The organism is Psychrobacter lutiphocae DSM 21542 (genome assembly GCF_000382145.1).
Lineage (GTDB): Bacteria > Pseudomonadota > Gammaproteobacteria > Pseudomonadales > Moraxellaceae > Psychrobacter > Psychrobacter lutiphocae.
The window spans coordinates 1-22716 of sequence record NZ_KB907664.1 but is presented as its reverse complement, the minus strand read 5'-3'; the positions used below and the strand labels follow the sequence as shown (position 1 = coordinate 22716).

At 40.6% G+C, this 22716-nt stretch carries 22 protein-coding genes; 11 read left to right on the top strand and 11 right to left on the bottom strand.

The genetic code is table 11. The features are described from left to right. From H140_RS15645 to H140_RS0112160, 8 genes are all read right to left on the bottom strand, one after another. On the bottom strand, positions 1-228 hold a 228-nt coding region (locus H140_RS15645), incomplete at its 3' end, for a helix-turn-helix domain-containing protein (RefSeq protein ID WP_156819115.1). A 494-nt stretch (positions 229-722) separates the two neighbouring features. Then, positions 723-1319: a septal ring lytic transglycosylase RlpA family protein gene (locus H140_RS0112190; protein ID WP_019673942.1), complete on the bottom strand. Its 597-nt coding sequence runs from the start codon at positions 1317-1319 to the stop codon at positions 723-725. 798 nt (positions 1320-2117) lie between these two features. After that, positions 2118-2594: a transcription elongation factor GreA gene (gene greA / locus H140_RS0112185; RefSeq protein WP_019673941.1), complete on the bottom strand. Its 477-nt coding sequence runs from the start codon at positions 2592-2594 to the stop codon at positions 2118-2120. A gap of 264 nt (positions 2595-2858) precedes the next feature. Then, on the bottom strand, positions 2859-6125 hold the full coding sequence (gene carB / locus H140_RS0112180) for a carbamoyl-phosphate synthase large subunit (RefSeq protein WP_019673940.1): 3267 nt from the start codon (positions 6123-6125) through the stop codon (positions 2859-2861). 107 nt (positions 6126-6232) lie between these two features. Beyond that, positions 6233-6745 (bottom strand): hypothetical protein, encoded by a 513-nt coding sequence (locus H140_RS0112175; protein ID WP_019673939.1) that lies wholly within the window; start codon positions 6743-6745, stop codon positions 6233-6235. Positions 6746-6750: 5 nt separating this feature from the next. Next, positions 6751-7968 (bottom strand): glutamine-hydrolyzing carbamoyl-phosphate synthase small subunit, encoded by a 1218-nt coding sequence (carA, locus tag H140_RS0112170; RefSeq protein WP_026349082.1) that lies wholly within the window; start codon positions 7966-7968, stop codon positions 6751-6753. Positions 7969-8328: 360 nt separating this feature from the next. Next, positions 8329-8907 carry a phosphatase PAP2 family protein gene (locus H140_RS0112165; protein ID WP_019673937.1) on the bottom strand — a complete coding sequence of 193 codons (579 nt, stop codon included), beginning with the start codon at positions 8905-8907 and terminating at the stop codon, positions 8329-8331. Between the two features lie 95 nt (positions 8908-9002). After that, on the bottom strand, positions 9003-10091 hold the full coding sequence (locus H140_RS0112160) for a DUF475 domain-containing protein (RefSeq protein WP_019673936.1): 1089 nt from the start codon (positions 10089-10091) through the stop codon (positions 9003-9005). Between the two features lie 177 nt (positions 10092-10268). On the opposite strand from H140_RS0112160, the gene H140_RS0112155 reads away from it, so the two are divergent. The 4 genes from H140_RS0112155 (at position 10269) to H140_RS0112140 (ending at position 13491) form a co-directional block, all read left to right on the top strand. Beyond that, positions 10269-10805, top strand: a complete 537-nt coding sequence (locus H140_RS0112155) for a gamma carbonic anhydrase family protein (RefSeq protein ID WP_019673935.1) — start codon at positions 10269-10271, stop codon at positions 10803-10805. 31 nt (positions 10806-10836) lie between these two features. Further along, the gene (locus H140_RS0112150) at positions 10837-11553 is read left to right on the top strand and encodes an HAD family hydrolase (RefSeq protein ID WP_019673934.1); all 717 of its coding nucleotides are present in this window, start codon (positions 10837-10839) and stop codon (positions 11551-11553) included. A gap of 101 nt (positions 11554-11654) precedes the next feature. Beyond that, positions 11655-12750, top strand: a protein-coding gene (gene prfB, locus H140_RS0112145) for a peptide chain release factor 2 (protein WP_156819185.1) whose coding sequence is annotated in 2 segments (ribosomal slippage) — positions 11655-11726 and positions 11728-12750 — 1095 coding nt in all. Because the reading frame shifts where the segments join, the coding sequence is not laid out codon by codon here. A gap of 342 nt (positions 12751-13092) precedes the next feature. Further along, positions 13093-13491 carry a DoxX family protein gene (locus H140_RS0112140; RefSeq protein WP_019673932.1) on the top strand — a complete coding sequence of 133 codons (399 nt, stop codon included), beginning with the start codon at positions 13093-13095 and terminating at the stop codon, positions 13489-13491. A 177-nt stretch (positions 13492-13668) separates the two neighbouring features. Here H140_RS0112140 and H140_RS0112135 read toward each other — a convergent pair whose 3' ends face one another. Both H140_RS0112135 and H140_RS15275 read right to left on the bottom strand, forming a co-directional pair. Continuing rightward, a complete protein-coding gene (locus tag H140_RS0112135; protein ID WP_019673931.1) occupies positions 13669-14496 on the bottom strand; it encodes a Cof-type HAD-IIB family hydrolase in 828 nt (275 codons plus the stop codon). Between the two features lie 104 nt (positions 14497-14600). Next, positions 14601-16328 (bottom strand): choline/carnitine O-acyltransferase, encoded by a 1728-nt coding sequence (locus H140_RS15275; RefSeq protein WP_019673930.1) that lies wholly within the window; start codon positions 16326-16328, stop codon positions 14601-14603. Between the two features lie 432 nt (positions 16329-16760). Between H140_RS15275 and cobT the strand changes: the two genes are divergently transcribed. The 7 genes from cobT (at position 16761) to H140_RS0112095 (ending at position 22294) form a co-directional block, all read left to right on the top strand. Then, on the top strand, positions 16761-17828 hold the full coding sequence (cobT, locus tag H140_RS0112125) for a nicotinate-nucleotide--dimethylbenzimidazole phosphoribosyltransferase (RefSeq protein ID WP_019673929.1): 1068 nt from the start codon (positions 16761-16763) through the stop codon (positions 17826-17828). A gap of 153 nt (positions 17829-17981) precedes the next feature. Further along, positions 17982-18830, top strand: a complete 849-nt coding sequence (gene cobS, locus H140_RS0112120; RefSeq protein ID WP_019673928.1) for an adenosylcobinamide-GDP ribazoletransferase — start codon at positions 17982-17984, stop codon at positions 18828-18830. Positions 18831-19165: 335 nt separating this feature from the next. Further along, entirely contained in the window at positions 19166-19747 is a 582-nt protein-coding gene (locus H140_RS0112115; RefSeq protein WP_019673927.1) for a histidine phosphatase family protein, read from the top strand. Positions 19748-19824: 77 nt separating this feature from the next. After that, positions 19825-20418, top strand: a complete 594-nt coding sequence (locus H140_RS0112110) for a YhgN family NAAT transporter (RefSeq protein WP_019673926.1) — start codon at positions 19825-19827, stop codon at positions 20416-20418. Between the two features lie 200 nt (positions 20419-20618). Beyond that, positions 20619-21011: an ArsR/SmtB family transcription factor gene (locus tag H140_RS0112105; RefSeq protein ID WP_019673925.1), complete on the top strand. Its 393-nt coding sequence runs from the start codon at positions 20619-20621 to the stop codon at positions 21009-21011. Positions 21012-21304: 293 nt separating this feature from the next. Next, positions 21305-21745, top strand: a complete 441-nt coding sequence (locus H140_RS0112100) for a YeeE/YedE family protein (protein WP_019673924.1) — start codon at positions 21305-21307, stop codon at positions 21743-21745. Positions 21746-21835: 90 nt separating this feature from the next. Further along, positions 21836-22294: a DUF6691 family protein gene (locus H140_RS0112095; protein ID WP_019673923.1), complete on the top strand. Its 459-nt coding sequence runs from the start codon at positions 21836-21838 to the stop codon at positions 22292-22294. A 177-nt stretch (positions 22295-22471) separates the two neighbouring features. Here H140_RS0112095 and H140_RS0112090 read toward each other — a convergent pair. Beyond that, positions 22472-22716 (bottom strand): transposase (locus H140_RS0112090; RefSeq protein ID WP_019673922.1); only part of this gene is annotated, 245 nt, incomplete at its 5' end.

Below are 22716 nucleotides of genomic sequence, written 5' to 3'. Positions count from 1 at the left end.
TCGACGATGACGATCGTAGATGCTTTCAAGTCCTCGTTCATAATATCGCTTCTTAGTACGTCTGGCAGTTTCGGGGTGTATGCAGAGGTCTTTGGCAATATCTATCGTGGATTTGCCTATGCTGTACTGGTGTAAGATCAGCAGTCGTAGGCGGGCTCTGGGATTGCTCTCAGTTTTTGAGTATTTGCCAAAGTCGTGATCGTCTAGGGTATTTGTTAGTTTGGTCATAATTGAATTATACTATATATTTTGGGTTTGGTATAAGTTGTTACAAATTTTTAAAATAATTGGATGGTAAAGCAGACTTTAAGTGCAAACGGCAGGCTGTGAACCAAATGGATTGCATTCGCTTTGTCTGGCCTATTTTAGCCATAATGATACTCGATATTCTTGGTACCATTTTAGACACATCTGGTTATAAATCAATGAAATATAAGAAAAAATTATAAAAAATATTTATATAGTCCTTAGCGTAGCCGTACCAGTTAATCATAAGCGCTTGTACTTATAATACCTTATCTGAAAATTAACCCATCTTGGTCAAACTCGTTAAACCTACTACTTATAGGGTTTGCACTCGTTTTCCTTGTTACCTTAACTTTTAGATTTGGTATAACTATGCTGTTCACAAATATCAGTGAAAAAAAAGACCTGCATATAGCAGATCTTTTTTTGGTTTCGCTTAATTATTCTATAAGCCTATGCTTACTGTATCAATGTCGCTAAGGGGCACTGACTCTCTCAATGGTTACGTTAGCAATGCCGCGGCTAACTAAGCCAATTTTCTTCGCAGCACCGTAAGATAAGTCTAATACACGGTTACCATGAAAAGGACCACGATCATTGACTTTGACAACCACACTCTGACCATTAGAGTTATTAGTAACTTTTAAAAATGTATTAAAAGGTAGCGAGGGGTGCGCAGCAGTTAATGAATGCATATTAAAGCGTTCACCACTGGCAGTTTTTCTACCGTGGAATTTACCGCCATACCATGAAGCACGACCACTTTGCTTGAATTTGTTAACTGCATTGGAAGCTACTAAGGTGAGGTGTGACAAAACATCATCATTGTCTTGAGCCACACTCGATGATTTGCTTGTTAATAGCGAGCTATTTGTTGCTAAAGTAGATGGCTCAAAAGAAGTCTGCAACAAAGAAGCTGGATGGTTTTGCTTGCTTGCCAACTCATTAAGTACACTGTCGATATCGCTTGGGCTTTTAACGCTGATAGGTGGCTTAGACTCAGTAGCGTTGGCTAGATTGCTAGCACCAACTAGACAGGCTAGCGCACATAGAGCTGATGAGAAGTTCTTCATAATTGCCTCGTAAGCATGTATCTTATGAAATAGTGCTCAAAAGATTATGCGTTTACTAATAAAAATATTATATAAATCAATACCAAGGATGTTCCTAGTTGTTTATATAAAAAAAGTATGTTTTCTAAGTGCTGCACTTGTTGTTAGTGTGACGTATAAGCTATAACGTATCTAGTCTAGTTTAAACTTGGCGTATCTAGTTTAAACTTGGTTAGTTGCAACAAGGTCAGTTTAAACGTTGCTAGTATTTGTAGTAGCAATTAGCTAAGCTGTGCTACTCAAAAACGATGCTAATTAAGATACATAACAAGTGTCACATATAAATATGTATATGTTGTGGTTTTGTAACTTAACATTAAACGTAGCTATTTTGCAAGTGACGCAAGCGTTTTATTCTAAAATATTTTGATATCTAGTAGTTAGTAGTACAATTTGGCATAGATTTTGGCATAGATAATGCGAAAGATTGAGCTTAATCTAAGCTGAGTTATACATGATAAACCCCAATCTCAACTCTTTGCGTAGGCTGTGGCTTTAGCCCAGCATATTTGGCTAAAAATTAGGTTTTGCTGGGCTAAAAGCACCAGCCTACAATAGATTGTAATAAGTTGAGAGTGGGGTATGATAAAGAAAGATAGTCCCAATTTATAATAAAGAAAAAAGGTAGGCAGTAATTAGGTTACTAGCATACCTACAAGTATTATGTTTTAAGTAATTTATGGGCTGTATAGACTTTATTTATTAGTTTCGTAAATAAAGTCTATACAGCCCCTAGCTTAACTCAAATATGTACAGCCTTTAATCATAAAGTACTTCAATAATCTCAAACTCGACTAAGCCGCTAGGGGTTTGTATGCGAGCTTCGTCACCTTCTTCTTTACCAATTAGTCCTCGGGCAATAGGGGAGTTGACTGAGATTTTGTTATTTCTAAAATCTGCCTCATCGTCACCAACGATTTGATAACGTTGCTCTTCTTCGGTGTCTAAGTTCTCAATCACAACCGTCACTCCAAACACCACACGACCTTCACGTGGTAGGGTGGCTGGATCTATCACTTGTGCGCCAGAAAGCTTGGCTTCAATATCACGGATACGGGCTTCACAAAAGCCTTGTTGCTCACGGGCTGCATGGTATTCAGCGTTTTCTTTTAAGTCACCATGCTCGCGTGCTTCAGCAATGGCTGCTGTGATGCGAGGGCGATCGACGGTTTTTAATTGTTTTAATTCGGCTTCAAGTGCGGCGTGCCCTTGCGGTGTCATCGGATAACGTTGCATATCATTTTCCTTATTAAATAAAGGGTATATATGGATAAAGAGATAAAGGGGTAAAATTAATTAACCAAACACTTAAATAAAAAAAGACCACAGCACCTATTATTATAGGTGCTGTTGCTATAAGTGTTGCTTATACGTATGTCTTACTTTCAGTTGTCGTGTTAAAGACTGTCTTGGCCTCTAACAAAAATTGCTAACCGAAACTGTCGATTAGCAATTAAAAAATAAAAAAGATTTGAGCAAAATAAGGGCTGATGTTAACCGTTATTGGGCAGCTGCTTGCTCATGTAGCGTTTGCAATTTATAGACATCAAACGGTAAATCAATGGCATAAGACTTACAAACCGCATCTGCAGCGCCCAAGGTCGTCACATAGAATACCTTGGTTTGTAGCGCATTGCGGCGGATTGAGAACGAGTCTTCTTGCGCCTGTTTGCCTTCTGTTGTATTTATAATAAGGTCAATTTCACCATTTTTCAAGGCATCAACCACATGTGGACGGCCTTCAGTGACCTTATTGATACGTTGACACTCAATACCTTGCTCATTTAAGAAGGCTTGTGTGCCAGACGTTGCCACCAATTTAAAGCCAAATGCGAGGAGCTGTTTGGCAATTGGGGTTAAGCCTGGCTTGTCGCTGTCACGTACTGAAATAAAGACAGTTTTGACTTCATCCGCTTCTGGTAGACCTGGCAGACGCTCATTACTACCGATAATGCCTTTGTAGAAGGCTTCACCAAAGGTTTTGCCCACGCCCATCACTTCACCAGTCGACTTCATCTCAGGGCTTAAGATTGGATCAACACCTGGAAATTTGGCAAATGGGAATACCGATTCTTTCACAGCAAAGAAAGCAGGTTTGATTTCTTGGGTGAACTGCTGATCCTGTAATGACTTGCCAGCCATACAGCGGGCAGCAACTTGTGCCAATGAGGTGCCAATACACTTAGAAACAAAAGGTACTGTACGTGCGGCACGTGGGTTGACTTCCAAGATATAGACAGTGCCATCTTTGACGGCAAACTGTACGTTCATCAAGCCTACTACGCCAAGCTCTTTGGCCATAGCCACGGTTTGCTCACGCATCTCGTTGCAGATGTCATCAGATAGCGAGTAGGGTGGCAATGAGCAAGCAGAGTCACCAGAGTGCACACCAGCTTGCTCAATGTGCTGCATGATACCGCCAATTACGACCTCATTACCATCGCTGACACAATCGACATCGACTTCAATGGCATCATCCAAGAAGCGGTCAAGTAGTACTGGCGCTTCATTTGAAGCTTGTACTGCAGTGCGTAAATAATGCTTAAGCTCGTCTTCGTTGTAGACAATTTCCATCGCACGACCGCCCAATACATAAGAGGGGCGTACAACTAAGGGGTAGCCTACGTCTTTTGCTTTTACCAAGCCATCTTCTAAGCTGGTGGCCAAGGCGTTGGGTGGTTGAATTAGGTTTAGCTGCTGAATCATATGCTGGAAGCGCTCACGGTCTTCAGCACGGTCAATCGCATCAGGAGAAGTACCTATGATGTTAACGCCAGCGGCTTCTAGGGCACGTGCTAATTTAAGCGGTGTTTGTCCACCAAACTGCACAATGACACCATCTGGCTTTTCAATACGTACTATTTCTAATACATCTTCTAGCGTGATAGATTCGAAGTATAGACGGTCTGAGGTGTCATAGTCGGTAGAAACAGTTTCTGGGTTACAGTTGACCATGATGGTCTCATAGCCGTCTTCACGCATCGCAAGGGCAGCATGGACACAGCAGTAATCAAACTCAATACCTTGACCAATACGGTTTGGACCGCCACCGATAACCATAATTTTTTTGTTATCGGTTGGGTTGGCTTCGCATTCTTCATCATAGGTTGAGTACATATAAGCGGTTGAGGTAGCAAACTCAGCAGCACAGGTATCCACACGCTTATAGACGGGATAAACTTCTAAATCCCAACGCTTTTTACGCAGCTGCTTTTGTGATATTCCTAATAGCTTGGCTAAACGTAGGTCAGATAAACCCTTACGCTTGAACTTACGTAGGTTTGTTGCATTAATACCACCAAAGCCTAATAGCTTAACCTGCTCTTCGGTTTTAACGATATCTTCAATTTGAACCAAGAACCAAGGGTCAATATTGGTAAATTTAAAGACGTCATCTACACCAAATCCTAAGCGAAAGGCATCAGCGATATAAAAAATACGTTCTGGAGTAGGAACCGTTAACCGTTGCTTGATTTCAGATTTAACTTTGTCAATACTAATTTTACCTGCTTTTAAAGCGTTGAAGTCAATCTGCTCATCAAAGCCGTCAGCACCAGTTTCTAGACCACGTAGTGCTTTTTGCATTGACTCTTGGAAGTTACGACCAATGGCCATCACTTCACCAACAGACTTCATCTGAGTTGAAAGAATATTTTCTGCTTGTGGGAATTTTTCGAAGTTAAAGCGTGGAATCTTGGTGACAACATAATCGATTGATGGCTCGAAGCTGGCTGGTGTTTTACCGCCAGTAATGTCGTTTTGTAGCTCATCAAGGGTGTAACCAACCGCTAGTTTTGCAGCGATTTTGGCAATCGGGAAGCCAGTTGCTTTTGAGGCTAGCGCAGAGGAGCGTGACACACGTGGGTTCATCTCGATCACGACCATACGGCCAGTTTTTGGGTTGACACCAAACTGTACGTTTGAGCCACCAGTTTCAACCCCAATTTCACGCAATACTGCCAACGAGGCATTACGCATGATTTGGTATTCTTTATCAGTGAGCGTTTGGGCTGGGGCAACGGTGATTGAGTCCCCTGTGTGTACGCCCATAGGATCGACGTTTTCAATGGCACAGATAATGATACAGTTGTCATTTTTGTCACGTACCACTTCCATTTCGTACTCTTTCCATCCGATTAATGATTCATCAATTAATAGCTGGTGAGTGGGGGATAAGTCAAAGCCACGTTCACAGATTTCGATGAATTCATCACGGTTGTAAGCAATACCACCGCCAGAACCACCCATAGTAAATGAAGGGCGAATAATGCAAGGGAAGCCAAGTTTTTCTTGAATGGCAAAGGCTTCGTCCATGCTTTCTGCAATTTCAGCACGGGGGCATTCAAGACCAATGCGCTTCATGGCTTGGTCAAATAAATCACGATCTTCTGCCATTTCAATGGCGTCTTTGGTGGCACCGATTAGTTCAACCTTGTATTTTTCTAATACGCCGTTTTTATCTAAGTCTAAGGCACAGTTTAGGGCAGTTTGTCCGCCCATGGTTGGCAAGATAGCATCTGGACGCTCTTTGGCTATGATTTGTTCAACCGTTTGCCAAGTAATTGGCTCGATATAGGTCGCATCTGCCATGACAGGGTCGGTCATGATAGTGGCAGGGTTGGAGTTCACTAAGATAACTCGGTAGCCTTCTTCACGCAGGGCTTTACAGGCTTGCGCGCCAGAATAATCAAACTCACAGGCTTGTCCGATGACGATAGGGCCGGCGCCGATGATTAGGATGCTTTTAATGTCGGTACGTTTTGGCATAAGTCTCTCTTTTATTTCTTCAAATGTGTATTAGTAAGTAATATCAACTCGCTCTTTTAAAGCTTAAATATTGAAAAAGTTAAAATGGCATGAGCATTACATAAACTTTAATGAATATTATCAAATGCTATATTCAGGTCTTTAAAATATTCTTCCCAGCTTTCAATTGAGTTCGAATAGTTGTAATTACCAATATTTACTATATGTTCAATGACTTGTAGAGATTGATCGAAAGTTAAATACTCATTATTAGCTAACAATTCGGCAAACTCCCCCATTTCAGATATTGTAAAACCATATTCATATTTAGCCTGCAGTATGTCATCTTTAAGAACGGCAGTGAGCTCATCGTTAAAATCATCATTATGAATATATACGATATCGGGAATAACACGCTCTAATAATTCAAAAGGGTAGATCTTATTAAGCTTTAAAAGTATAGAGAATGCCCAATTCCAGCGTTCGTAAGGCTTTAAGGATTGCATCTTAAATTGGCACTGATTTCTAAAATTATTAACGGCTAACTGCCAAGTGTTCTCGTTAGATGCAGATCTCACTTTACAAAAGCGCTTACAACGCTGAATACTAGCTATAAAAATATTTTTTATTTTTTCGACCATATAAACTAACTTTTAGCGTTAGCCAACATCTCAGCAAACTTATCAAATAATAAAGATGCTTCATGTGGGCCAGGGCTGGCTTCAGGATGGCCTTGGAAGCTAAAAACAGGTTTGTTAGTCAATTCAATACCTTGGTTTGTCCCATCGAACAAGGAGCGGTGCGTTGGTTTGATGTGATCTGGCAAGGTGGTCTCATCCAAAGCAAAACCATGATTTTGGCTAGTAATCATTACCTTTTTGGTTTTTAAATCTTGTACAGGGTGGTTAGCGCCATGATGACCAGTTTTCATTTTCATCGTTTTGGCACCGCTAGCCAGACCAATCAACTGATGACCCAGACAAATGCCAAAGGTTGGAATATCTGTGTTTTGAATAATCTCACGCACATTGTCAATGGCATAATCACAGGCAGCTGGATCACCAGGACCGTTTGATAAGAAGATACCATCTGGATTTTGTGCCAATACTTCAGCAACTGGTGTTTGTGCTGGGACGACGGTTACTTTACAGCCTCGATCGACCAATAGACGCAGTAGGTTGGTTTTTACCCCAAAATCATAAGCGACCACATTATATTTGTGCTCAATATGCTCACCAAGCTTTTTGAAATAACCGCCAGTGTCACTTTCGGTGACACCATGAGTGCCACGATCAGCCAGTTCCCAAGTGCCTTCCGTCCACTGATAGCCATCTGGATGGCAGCATACTTTTGCCAAGTCCATACCTTCAAGACCAGCAAAGCCTTTAGCAAGCTCTAATGCTTTCGCGATATCGTCATCGCTTAAAGTTTCACCATTACTGGCAGTCATGATACAGCCATTTTGTGAGCCTTTTTCACGCAATAAGCGGGTAAGCTTACGGGTATCAATCTCTGCTATTGCTACTGTCTCATGTCGGATAAGATAATCAGTTAAGCTTTCAGTATTACGAAAGTTTGAGGTAATCATGGTGGCATCACGAATGATAAGTCCTTCTGCCCAAACCCGATGAAGTTGGTGAATGTCACCAGACTCAGCGTCTTCGTTGTTTGTGCCTGTATTGCCGATATGAGGGTAGGTTAAGGTAACAATTTGTTTGGCATAGCTAGGATCCGTTAAGATCTCTTGGTAGCCAGTCATCGACGTATTGAATACCACTTCTCCTACACGCTGACCCTTAGCGCCGATTGAAATACCACGAAAAATACTACCATCTGCTAATGCTAATACAGCCTCAGCCTCGATAGAGTTATTGTGCTCTGTGTCTTGATGTACGCCCATATTACCACCCTTTTAATTCGTGTTTATCATGACCTAATGTATATAAATACTGACCGTAGCGTATTAAAAAATGTAATAATTAACAAATTTTAGTCACAAAAAAAACGAGTAGAATAACAACAGAAAACAACGATATCACTAAATAAAAATTGATTAGTGATTGTTGCCAACTGTGTCATATCCACTCGCTTAGGTACAGATTTTGCATATTATACAAAACCTAGCATTAAATGGCTATAACTATTATGCAATTTTTTTGAGGTGTTAAGCAATCAAACCCAATATGACTTTGATATGGGGGTATTTATCCCTGAGTATACTGGCTTAAAACCGATAATGTACGGCTAATTGATAAGATTCAGGTGCCAAATTTGCACTGATGTGTAAGGTATCATCATAATAGCTTTTGGTTAATAACATACTACTGGCCACGCCTAAGGCAGCACCTGCAAGTACATCGGTAGTGTGGTGTTTATCTGCATCTATCCGACTATAACCCACAAAGGTAGCCCCGACATAAGCAGGAATACTGTATTCAAAACCATAACGCTTGTGAATAAAGCTGGCACCTTGAAACGCTATTGAGGTGTGCGCTGAAGGGAAGGAGTCATTATCACTGTGGTCAGGGCGTTCACGATCGATTGCTTTTTTTAGCCCATAGGTCGCTACTGCATTGGTTGCAAAAGATTTATAAAACTGGTTTCGACCTTCGGCATCATCCATATAGAAAGTTGAGCCATAAGCCAATGCAGGAATGGCGACCATCACGATATCACCAGCGGTTTCGATATCTGACTTTCCTGCATAGGCGGGCATAGACGATAGGGCAGCTGCTGATAGTAATATGATAGCTGAAGTGCTGGGCGCTAAGAGGTATTTTTGGTGCAATGTTTTGTGGTGCATTGTAGAAGTATCCTAAAAAGTGACAATATATCTTAAAAGGTTTTTGTGGTGACAATCAGATGCCTGCAACCTTGTTTTATTTTATCACCCGTCCATTATTGTTTGGATGCCACACGTTTACGGTACTGAATCGAGTTAAACAGTGATAACCCAATAAATGCGACGCCAATCAAGCCAGTGACCAGCTCAGGTACATGATACTTCATAGACAACAACATGATAATAGCCAAGGCACCAATGGCATAATGTGCGCCATGTTCCAAATAGACAAACTCGCTCAAGGTACCTTTATCTACCAAAAACAAAGTCATCGAACGCACAAACATAGCGCCGATTGCCAGACCTAGCATAATGATAATCACATCATTGGTAATAGCAAATGCACCAATAACCCCATCAAAACTAAAGGATGCATCTAGCACTTCAAGATAGATAAAGCCAGCAATCCCCCCTTTTAAAATAGTGGTTGATACACCAGCAGTATTGGTTATGACATTGCCATGAGCATCTGTTAACACTTCGTTTTCGTCCTCTGAGTCATTGCCTCCTTCAAGTAAGCTTGAAAGAACATTAACACCAAGATAAACCAAAATACCCCAAATACCAGCCATTAAAATAACCGACTGTTTTGTGGCATCTACCCAAGTTAATGAAATCATTAAGGTCACTAACGCCACAAAGGTACTCATTGCATCGACCTTGCTAAATCGATTTAGCTTTTCCTCAAACCATTTAAACCAATGCACTTCTTTATCGCCAAATATAAAGGTTAAGAAAACCAGTAGTAAAAACATACCACCAAAAGCTGAGATTTCGGCATGGTGAGCATTTAGATGGGCTGCGTATTGGGCAGGATTGTTGAGCGCCAATTGGATGACTTCTACAAAGCCAAGCTTGGCCGTGACTGCCACGATGACGATGGGAAAGATAAGACGCATCCCAAAGACAGCGACCAAAATACCGAGGGTTAAGAAGATTTTTTTCCAAAAATCATTCCAACCTTTTAAAATAGAAGCGTTGACCACCGCATTATCAAAAGACAGAGAGATCTCCATAATGGCTAAGATGGCGGTAATTGCCAGTGCGCTAAATAAGCCAGGAATACCGCTGTGAGAGTAGCCCCACCAAGCGGCTGCGATTAAGCAGACAATGGTAAAAACAATATCGAATAAAAAATGACGCATAGGGTGTCCAGATAAATAATGCTATAGTTGTTGCTGTTGAGCACCTGCTTGCAGATACGCAAAAAGTGTGCAAATCATAGCATGAGATGCAGTGACAATAAATTGACTTTTGTTGTTATTTTTACCAAGATAAAGCAAATTTTACCAAGATAACTTAAAAATAAAGGGAATTCAAAAATGATATATCAGTTTTTAGACAAAGCGCCTGAGTTTGCTGTACCTTTTCAAGGCTGGGTTGCCGACAGCGCACAAGTGATTGGTGATGTGTATTTGGGTCACAAAGCCAGCGTTTGGTTTGGGGCTGTAATTCGTGGCGACAATGAACGCATTAATATCGGTGATTTTACCAATGTACAAGAAAATGCTGTCATTCATACCGATGCCGGTATTGAGGTGAACATTGGTAATCATGTGACCATCGGGCATTTGGCGATGCTACATGGCTGTACGGTGGGTGATAATAGCTTAATTGGTATTGGTGCGGTGGTGCTAAATAATGCCAAAATTGGTAAAAACTGTATCATAGGCGCTAAAGCCTTGGTCACTGAAGGCAAAGAGATTCCGGATAATTCATTGGTGATGGGTGCACCGGCGAAAGTGGTGAAAACCTTGAATGAGCAACAAGTGGCCATGTTAAAATTATCGGCGCTACATTATGCTGAAAAATGCCAGCAGTTTAAAACAGGTCTACAAGTCGTGGCACAGCCTGAGTAAACGCTGATTTGATAATCGTATGAGAGGATGTATGCAAACACAACAAGACAGCCAGAGCAATCAGAACACTACGCAAAAAACATTGGCATTATTTGATTTAGACCACACCTTGCTAGATGTTGATAGCGACTATCTATGGGGTGAGTATATTGTCAATAATGGCTTGGTAGATGAAGCACAGTATCGCACTGCCAACCAGAAGTTTTATCAAGATTATATCGAAGGTACGCTTGATGCGACCGAGTATAATGAGTTTGTGGCACAATTTTTGACCAGTTTGCCGATGGATGAATTGTGTCAAATACGTGATGACTATATTAAACAAGAAATCGTGCCACACATGCGTCCGCAAGCGATAGATACCATTCGCCAGCATTTGGATGCCGGTCATGATGTGGTGATTATTTCTGCCACCAATGATTTTGTGGTGTGCGCTATTGCTGAACGCTTTGGGATTGAGCAAGCTAATGTATTGGCCACGCCACTTGAAGTCAAAGACAATCGTTATACCGGTAAACTTAGTGACAAACCTAACTTTAAAGAAGGTAAAATATACCATCTAAATAAATGGCTTGACGCAAAGAGGCAGCAGGGCATTGAGTACGATAAAACTTATGCTTATTCGGACTCAAAAAATGATTTGCCTTTATTGCAATGGGCGGACGTGGCGATTGCGGTCACCCCAGATGATACTTTGCATGCGCATGCCTTATCACATCGCTGGGCGGTTGAGGATTGGGGTTTATAGTTTTTATCTGTTAATTGTCCTTATTTTAAACAGCCTTTATTTTTAACTGTCATTATCTTTTATCTTTATTTTTTTAACTGCAAAGCGTTAGCGGGATCTTTATGGAAATCAATCAATATCAAGAACAAATTAAAGACTTAACCACTCGATCTCAGGACCTGCGGAGGTATCTTTGACTTTGATGGTAAATCTGAGCGTCTAGAAGAAGTCAATCTTGAAATGGAGTCGCCAGACTTATGGAATGATCCTGAGCGTGCGACCAAAATTAGTAAAGAAAAAAGCCAACTAGATGGTGTCATCAATACCATCACAGGGCTTGAAACCACCCTTGAAGATGCCGCTGCCATGTTAGATTTGGCAGTTGAAGCCGAAGATGAATCACTGCTGGCAGATGTCCAAAGTGAATTAGACGCAGCGCAAGCACAGGTTGATGATCTTGAGTTCAAACGTATGTTTGATGGCGAAATGGATGCCAATAACTGCTTTGTTGATATTCAATCTGGAAGTGGTGGGACAGAAGCCCAAGATTGGGCAGAAATGTTATTGCGTATGTACACCCGTTGGTGTGAGTCACATGGTTTTAAAGTAGATATCATTGAGGTGTCAGCAGGAAGCGTGGCAGGGGTAAAATCAGCGTCATTCAAAGTAACAGGCGATTATGCTTTTGGCTGGCTACGTACCGAAACAGGTGTGCATCGCTTAGTACGCAAGTCGCCTTTTGACAGTAACAATGGTCGTCATACCTCGTTTGCAGCAGTATTTGTATCGCCTGAGATTGATGATGATATCGAGATTGATATCAATCCAGCAGATCTGCGTATTGATACTTACCGCTCAAGTGGCGCAGGAGGTCAGCACGTTAATACCACAGATTCAGCAGTACGTATTACCCATGAGCCCACTGGTATTGTGGCGCAATGTCAGAATGAGCGCAGTCAACATGGCAACAAAGCTACTGCAATGAAAATGCTACGTGCTAAGCTGTATGAGCTTGAGATGCAAAAGCGGATGGAGAAGCAGCAAGCAGTAGAGGACAATAAATCAGACGTAGGTTGGGGCAGTCAGATTCGATCTTATGTATTAGATGATTCACGTATCAAGGACTTGCGTACCGGGGTTGAAACCTTTAATACCAGTGCGGTATTGGACGGGGATTTGGATCAATTTATTACTGCCAGCTTAAAGGCTGGGCTATAGATAGAGTGCTGAGGAATTTGAACTAATATTTTGTTTACATGACTTGTTTAGAAACCTACTATTATTAAACAAATCTTTAACAAAAAAATATAAACTAAATATATCTAATCAATATAATATATGGCTGGTATGAGAAATCATACTGGCCTTTTTATTTTGAGCCGTTTTTTTAATATAAAGCTTCTCAATATAAAAAATAAAAAAGAGCAAATAAAAGAATAAACAATAGGTCAAAAAAAAGATAAAGACACTGACTAATAAAAACTGAAGAATAAGACAAACAAGCGTCAGTAATTAAAAATAACTGAATAAAAACAACGGATTAAAAAGAGGAGATAGTCAATGAAACCTGTAGTATTTAGCTCCTTATCCCGGTTTGAGCCCCAAATGCTCGCCATCTTGCGCATCGTGACCGCCTATGCTTACTTACTCAATGGTACAACCAAGCTTTTTGGCATACCTGTTAGTGAGCATCCAATGCCAGAATTTTTTACCTTTATGTGGTTTGGTAGCGTGTTGGAATTTGTGTTAGGTATTATGATGCTGGTTGGTTTCCAAACACGTATCGCCGCCTTTTTTAGTGCTGGCATGATGGCGGTGGCCTACTTTGGTTTTCACGCCCAGTTAGATAACTTTTGGTTGCCATTAAATAATGAAGGGGAAGCTGCGGTTTTATACTGCTTTATTTTCTTGTATTTATGGGTGCGTGGTAGTGGCGCTTGGGCATTTGATAAAGTTTGATAAAGAAGCTTATGCTCGCAGCTGACTTGTAGTTGCCGTGCGTGCGAGCTAAAAAGTTGACTTAAAACAGGCTTAAGTTGTTATTAGGCTATAAATAAATTAAAAGCTATAAATAAATTAAAAAACAGCTAATAATAAGCGCAAACAACTTGCTCTTAAACAATTAAGCTAAAACAACTAGGTCTGTTGAGATAAATTCGGTAGCAAAGGGTGTAATACCTTTTGAATACCCTTGTCTTCAATGGTACCAGTGACAAAGTCGGCCACTTGTATTAGCTCAGGCTCGCTGTCACCCATTGCCACTGAAAAGCCAACCGCTTTAAACATCTCAATATCATTAAATCCATCACCTATTGCCATTGCCTGTTTAATATCAATATCAAAATAGTGGCAAACATCACTAACACCACGGGCTTTTGATGCTTCAATAGGAAGTATGTCACCTCCAACATGGTGCCAGTACACCAACTTCAACCCCTTTTTGGCAAAGTCAACATCCTGCATCCGATCAGCATTATGACTAAAGAATACTGAGCACTGATAAACGGTGTTGGTTTTGTAATAGTCAGGATCAATGATGGCGCTTGGATAGTCTGGCAAAGACGCACGAATTTTTTCATTGTCAGTGGCCCAAGCCAAATGTCGATCTGAGTCAAATTTGTGCATCAAATGATCTTGCTGACACAAGGCATCTATCTTCTCTGCTTGAGCTAGAGTTAGCGGATAATGGCTAATCAACCCTTGCTTAGTAAAGTTGTATTGTCCATTGGTGCAGACAATCGCATCAAATACTTGCCGATCAAGAAGCTCAAGAATATCATCAGGAATCAACGACTTAGAACGTCCAGTAGCAATAGCAAGCTTAATGTCGGTTTGGGCAGCCAGCGCTTCAAGTGTGGCTTTATTTTGTGGCGCAAGCTTACCCTCACGACATAGCGTGTCATCAATATCAAAAAAGATAATCTTTGGGGTAAAAATAGGTGGCGTATTCAACACATCCGTCATCGTTATCCTACCTCATCTCTATTGATTTCTATGGTCATATTTTTGTTTGACCAAATGATTGTGTTCAACTAATTTTCTTGAACTAACTGAGTTTGGCCAAATTTTCATGAGTTGTTTTGGGTCAAAGCAACCATCTTAGCAACGGCTTCCACACAGGCTTCACACATGGCGCTTAGATATGGGCTACTGTCTTGATCGGCAAATAACACAAACTCATAGTTTTTGTCATCTAAGCTATAATTAACACCAAAGCCACCTTTCATAACAGGCGCAAACAAAATACGCTTAACGGGAGATTGCACTCCCATAGAGGATGTAGATAAAAAGTCTCCTGCTGTTAGTACCTTGTAGCCAGGACTATCAAAGAAAGCAGAAACACTTGCATCATTATCTTCTGCTTTTATCATATATTTTAATCCCGATAAGTGACGATCAAAGGCTTGTCCTGTTTTACAGGCTATGACACGTTGCTTATGGGCAGCTAAGGCAGCTTGTAATTGCTCTAAGCTAGCATTGTTTTTTAATAAAGATTGTGCCAGATTGATAGCTTCAGCACTGTTAGGACGTAAGCCTTCTGTACGACCTGCCATAAAATGACTGGTATCTACCGCTTCATAAGTATGACGTACCTTACCAAATACTTTTAACTGTGCGTAAATTAAAGCGAACTGCATTAAAGCATCGTGACTAGCCTTGATGGCAATATCGGTATAGTTTGCTGTACACTGTTTAACATTGAGTTGATCTGCTTGAGCGCTGACAGCCTGTATATCTTGCTGGATGCGACTGGCAATATCTGATTCAAGCTGCCAGTCTAGTTGTGTCAGACTAGGAGTGCCTTTGGCTAGCTTTGTTGAGTTGAGCGCTAGCCCAAATGCATAGGTAAACATATGCATCAGAGCAGCACCATCAATTTCACTATGCTCAAAGTGAATGGCCACATAGTCCGAGTCCAAATCCATTTGGTACGTATTAGGTTTATATTGCCATGCATTGCCAGGCATAAATGTCTGTTCTTTAATTTGAACGACATCCTCTGCACCTGAGTGATAAGGTGCGAAACAAAATAAGCTGTCCTTTAGTGCGTCATAAGTTAGCTGGTTATGTGATTGCTGGCAAAGTTCAGTTAAATAGGTAGCAGTTTTGTTACTATCAAGCGCACTAAGGGCACTGAAATTGAATTCTGGTTTTGCATAATTGCCTTCGGTTAATTGTCGAAGTGCATCTTCAATTGCGCTGGTAGCATAGATATTACCATCAGTATCAGTAACTTGTAGGCAAAAATGATGGCCTTGCCAAAATATGCTGATATGACGATTAGCTGTTTGTTTAGGCGCATAGTAATAATAATCGCCTGTACCAGCATTTGAGTGATCTGCTATGCGCATTGCCCCTGTTAATATTCTCCAGTTATACATTGAGATAGGTTGGTTGCGACCATCGACAGGTTGTGGTACGTCATCATTTATATAATCAATGTGTAAGCGAACCAGTCGGTGAATTAAAGAAGCGGCATGTGATAGGCTACTCGTTTCTCCTGTTTTTGCCATAGGGTAGTCAAGCTGTAAGCTGGCATTATTAGTGATGGATTTAGGGCGAGTATCACTCAAGTATTCATTTAGCTTTAGCTCGGTTAGCCAGCTAAGTCCCTTGTTTGTTTGCGTATTAGCATACTCTTTTAGGCGCTGTTGTAGTAGTTGCCCACCATTTTGCTCAAAATTTTCAACGGCTTGTTGGGTTTGTTGAGCTTGCTTGTTATCAAGTAGTGGAGAGATACCTATCACAAAGCGTTTAAGGGTTTGGCTAAGCGGTGGGATGGGTAGGGCTTGCATGGATGCTCCTTATTTTAAAGGGAGAAATGATTTTGTAATGGTATAGATATATATTGTAGTGGTGTATATGGTCGAAATGTATAACCTCTAAGCTAATACGATACCGCCAATGTTAGAAAAGTTTATGACCAATGTCAGTTTGCTGGCTATATTGAACACAATTTAGCTTAAATATGCACTTAATTAGTCCTTATGTCTAGAGTGTAGAACTGAATAGACAGATTATTGAACAATAAAAACTGTTAACATATCAACTCTATAATATAGGTTACTTCCAATATCAACTCTTGATGAGGCTGTGGTTTTAGCCCAGATTTTTTAGAAAAAAAAGATGTTTTGGTGGGCTAAAAGCCCGAGCTAACAGAACATGGTAATAAGTCGCAAGCTGCGTATAGCCTCCTAATATATAGCCTCTAAAAAAGGACAATACACTTGAATACTATAAGCCTACCTACTATCGATCATGTTGATAATCCTCAGCTTAAACTTAAGCTACAACATATACTGGATAATAAAACCAAACCACAAGGTGCACTAGGTCGCCTAGAATCATTGGCTATAAAAATCGGTATGATTCAAGGCACAACCACACCAAAAGTTGATAACCCTCATATCAGGGTCTTTGCCGCTGACCATGGATTGGCCAAGCATGGCACATCAGCTTTTCCTAGTGAGGTAACAGCTCAGATGGTTTTAAATTTTTTAAATGGAGGGGCTGCAATAAATGTCCTTGCCCGCCAGCATAATATTGAACTAAAAGTGGTTGATGCAGGTGTGGCAGCCAACTTTGCCGATTTTGGTGTGGATAACCATCCGCAATTGATGACGCAATACAAAGTACGCATGGGAAGCCGTGATGCGTTGACTGAGCCTGCAATGAGCTTAGAAGAATGTGTGCAAGCCCTGCAAGCCGGCATGAGTATTGCCAAGCAGTTAGAGGGTGAGGTGTTTATAGCAGGTGAGATGGGTATTGGTAATACATCCGCTGCCAGTTTACTGCTTTCAAAGCTTGAAGGTATTCCGATTACTGAGTGTATTGGACGTGGTACAGGGCTAGATGATGTAGGGCTTGCACATAAGCTGGATGTACTAAGCCAGGTTTTAGATCGTCATGCACAAGCAACCAGACCTTTATTGGCTTTAGCGGCATTTGGTGGCTTAGAGATAGCTATGATGGCAGGAGCATTTATACAAGCGGCTCATGACAGACGTGTTTTATTAATTGATGGGTTTATTGCCAGTAGTGCTTTATTGGTTGCAGAGCGCTTAGCTCCAGGTGTGATACAGTTTGCTATTTTTGCTCATCATTCGGTAGAGCCTGGTCATGCAAAACTGTTAAATGCCTTAAATGCAGAGCCTTTATTAGATTTTGATATGCGTTTAGGTGAGGGTAGTGGGGCAGCACTGGCATATCCCTTGTTGCAGTCAGCCTGTGCCATTATGAAAGAGATGGCAAGCTTTGAAGATGCAGGTATCGATAATAAAAATGCTAGGAAGTAATAAAGGTTATATCGAAATTGTTTGTTAAGACAGCCTAGGGCCTGTCCCTAATTGGAGTATGAGAATAAAAATAGTCTCTGTCAGTTTAGTAAATGAATTCTATACAGCCCTTTGAAATGTGACATCTTGATAAATAACTGAGAAATATGAACAATGTCCTCTATTAAGCCAAGCTCAAAGCAAGCAAAACCATCAGTTACACACGAATGGCGATTACTGCTGGTCGCCATTCAGTTTTTAACTCGTATTCCAGTAAATATTCAAGTATATCAACCAGATTGGCTACACAAAAGTAGTCGCCACTTTCCAGCAGTGGGTATATTGGTTGGTGTGCTATGTGCGCTTGTGTTTTGGTTATGCGGGTTGTTTTTTGGATCTTCAGTGCACAGCTCTTTGATATCGGCAGTGGTTACGACAGCCTTTGGCATTAAGCTAACTGGCGCTTTTCATGAAGATGGGCTGGCTGATACTTGTGATGGTTTGGGTGGTGGGCTGACACGAGAGCGCACACTGATCATTATGAAAGATTCACGTATTGGAACTTATGGGACATTAGGCTTAGTCTGTGTATTATTAATTAAAATAAGCTTGCTCGCCTCCATGCCAGTGATGACGGCGCTAGTTGCGCTGATAGTAGCTCACTGTGCATCACGTCTGCTATGCACCAGCTTAATTGTATTCTTACCTTATGGTGGTGAGGTGGCTCATGCCAAAGCTAAGCCAATGGCGCAACAGATGACGCTCAAGCAGTGGCTTGCTAGTAGTTTATGGTTGTTTATAGTTTTTGTGCTATTGTGGCTGATTGTGCCGATGGCGATAAGAGAGATTGCTGTCTGGCAATGGGTATGTGCGGGTGTGTTAGCCATATTGACAGCGCTTTATATGTATCATTTATTACAGCGGCGCCTTAACGGTTATACAGGAGATGGTCTTGGTGCTACGCAACAACTAACTGAAGTTGCTATTTACGCTGGTCTGTGTGTCAGTCTGCCTAATTTTTGAATAAATTTGAATAAATATAACGCCAATCTCAACTTAAAATTCAGGCTTTTTTGTGTAGGTTTGGCGCTCTTTTTTAAAGGAGGGGCTGGGGATGGGTTTTCGGCAACAATCCCCCTTTTTTTAGTAGTTACAATAGAATAGTATTAAAATTAGTACTTACAATAAAATAGTTTTAAAATTAGTACTTACAAAAAAATAGTTTTAAAAAATGTCACTCTGGCTAAGATTATTTTTAGCCCATTTAAATGTCATTTCACGAGTTGAAGACACGCCCTAGTCATTTTTAGTGAACAAGCTTTCTAACTGAATAAACTTTACAAGACTTTATACATTTTATGATTTTATACATTTGGCGTCATCCCAAACCTATTGATAGTACAGGTCTGTGTTTTGGACAAACAGATGTGACAGTGGATAAACGCAAGTTAAAGCGGCTTGCCAATCAGATACTCAGTTATGTCAAAAAACATCAGTTGCCAAAAGTTATATGGGTCAGCGATTTACAACGCTCAAAGCAAGTTGGACAGCTCTTGATCAGTCATGGCTTTAAATGCCATATTGAGCCGAGATTAGCAGAATGCAATTTTGGGGCTTGGGAAGGGGTGCCTTGGTCTAATATAGCCAAGTCAGATATTGATAATTGGTGTGAGAATTTTGCTGAGTTTGCGCCCACAGAAGGTGAAAGCTTGAGCCATTTATTTGCAAGGGTTGAAGGCTGGATTATAGAGCGTCAAACAGCCGTAAATAATAGGGAAGTTCCTCAGCAAGCAGAGCCAATACTAGCTATTGGACACGCAGGATGGATTACAACGGCCAAAATGATTGCAGCTGGTCAGGATATTCCAAAAAAAGCTGTTAATTGGCCACGACCTGTTGGTTATGGTGAGTTAACCATATTGACGTTTATCATTATTTAAGTTCGCTTTGGTCTTTGGCAACGATACTTAGATAAGAAGACTGTGTTGTAGAGTCGGTTATTCAATCAAGGAGCATTATGGAGATTTATGCAACAGCATTGACTTTGTTTTTGATTATGGATCCTTTGGGTAATATTCCCATTTTTTTATCGGTATTGGATAAGGTTCCAGAAGAAAGGCGCAAATTTATTATTGCTAGGGAGTTGTTGATTGCGCTTGGGTTGATGATGCTATTTTTATTCGCTGGCGGCAGCATATTACACGCCCTTGGCCTAAGTACTGAAGCTGTCGCTATTGGCGGTGGATTGGTAATGATGATTATTGCCATTCGCATGATTTTCCCGACTCGAGGCGGGGTTATGGCAAGTGATGATGAGGATGACGATGGAGAGCCCTTCATTGTACCATTGGCTGTACCGTTAATTGCAGGACCGTCAATCTTAGCAACTTTGATTTTATTAACCGAAAAAAATCCAGAAAGCATCCCTAAGTCACTGGCGGCTTTACTGTTGGCCTGGTCTGTTTCTTCGGTTATTTTGTTTTTCTCCACCAAGCTTTACAAAATATTGGGTCATCGAGGCTTGAAGGCGGTAGAGCGCTTAATGGGGATGATATTGATTTCTATCTCGGTTCAAATGTTATTAAATGGCTTTAGCTCTTATTTGGGCTAACCTTGTTTTGATATCATAAGCTGTTTATATAAGTCACCAAAGCAGTTGCAAAAAAAATCTGTTTTTCAAAAAAATTGTTTACTAATGGTAAATTAGCATATACTTATGCCCAAATAATATATATTATTGTATAATATTGATGCCTAAATGAGGTATATAATGGCTGACATTCACATGAAATTAAATAGGTATGTCGGTATATGTTAAACAATATCAATAAGTTAGATAATGTTGATTTTGAAGAATTAAAAGTATCTGCTTCGAAAGCATCTGCTTTACTAAAGTCTTTATCACACCCTGACAGGCTGTTGCTTTTGTGCCAGCTGGTGCAGGCTGAGTCTTGTGTCCGTGACTTAGAGATAGCGACTGGTATTAAACAGCCAAGCTTATCGCAGCAGTTGGGTGTGCTACGTGATAATAACTTGGTGAGTACTCGCCGTGAAGGCAGACAGATTTTTTATAGCATTACCAGTGCCGAAGCCTTAGCTGTGATGCAGGTGTTGTATCACCTGTATTGTGAGCCACAGCATGCTGAGCGTATGCAAGCTAAGCTGGCGCAAATACATCAGCAATCGGAAGATGTACCTGTGTAACGTTTAGGAAGCGTCTTGCTGTATCGCCTATGTTTGTTAACAAAAGGTTTTGACATAGCCCTTTCACAATACCTCAAATAACAGGAAACGTCATAGATTTAAAAAGATGTGACTATCAAAAGACTGCAAATTACTTGGACTTAAAAATAAACGGGATTTGCTCATGACTTGGATAATGGCATCTAATAAAAGGCATCTAATAAAAGGTATCTAATAAAAGGTATCTAATAAAAAGGTATCTAATAAAAAGTGTGAAGAAGCATAATAAGCGTTTGAAATAAAGGAAGCTGTGAATGCAAAGTGGAATAGATATGGCTAGTTTCACACCCATTAGCGCCTTAATAGGCGGGCTATTGATTGGTTTGGCTGCATCAATATTGATCGTTGGTATTGGCAAAATCATGGGGATGAGTGGCATTTTAAACCAAGCTATTCGTCAGGTCACTAAGCCAAGTAAATATAATTGGCAACTGGTATTTTTTCTAGGGATGGCAGTGACCACATGGGGTTATAGTTTGTTGTTTGGTTTTCCAGATATTCAAATCGAGCACTCGTATTGGAAGATTATTGTCGCTGGGTTGTTGGTCGGTTTTGGCACACGCCTAGGTTCAGGTTGCACCAGTGGTCATGGTATTTGTGGTATCTCTCGGTTATCGACTCGCTCAATAACAGCCACTATGGTATTTTTATCTACTGGCATAGTAACAGCTACTGTCTGTGCCGCATTGTCATAAGTATAGGTGTGGCAAAGTTGCTTGTAATTAATTTGAGGTATGGAGTGTCTATCAATCCCTAGCCTCAAATAGATCAGTTTGAGGTATGTTATGAGTCAGTCAGTAGTAAATAAAAAAAATAGTTTAAACCAGTTAACTTTGGTCATAAGTTTTATTTCTGGAGCTGTTTTTGCCATAGGTCTTATTGTATCGCAAATGGTGAATCCCCAAAAAGTTTTGGGGTTTTTACGTTTGTTTCATGGCTGGGATCCATCTTTAGGCTTGGTAATGGCGGGCGGTATCGCGGTTGCAATGCCCACCTTTTTTTATGTTAAATCGCGTATTAAGCAAGGTAAAAATGCGATCAATGAGCACACTTATGATTTGCCAGCAGCAACTAAGATTACACCACAACTTATTACTGGTAGCGTCTTATTTGGTATTGGTTGGGGATTAATAGGACTTTGTCCTGCACCTGCTTTGATCACAGCTTTGGCTGGTTATAGCGAGTCAATTTTGTTTATGGTAGCCATGTTAGTCGGTTTTTGGGTGCATGGTAAATTAATATAACGCTAGGCTTACACTTACGTAAGCTCCATAGTTTGCATCTTATATCTTCTCTGAAAAATAACCTATCTTTGTCAAACTCGCTAAACCTACTGATTTGCTAAACCTACTACTTTGCTAAACCTACTACTTGTAGCGTTTGCACTCGTTTTCCTCGATATCTTATACCAAACCCAATAATTAAAGTTGAGCCCAAGCACGAGTGGTTAAAGTGCGAATTCTTTGTGGCTGTTTGAGCAGATTATTCCAAGCCAAACAAGCGGCATCAACAATAGCTTCATAGCTTTCATAACAGCGATTAGATAACTCATTTTGCTTCAGGTACTGCCATACGTTCTCAGAGGGGTTAAGCTCAGGTGAATACGGTGGTAATTTAAGCATAGTGACATTCCCCTGATTCAAGCTTGGTTGATGCCATAATGCAC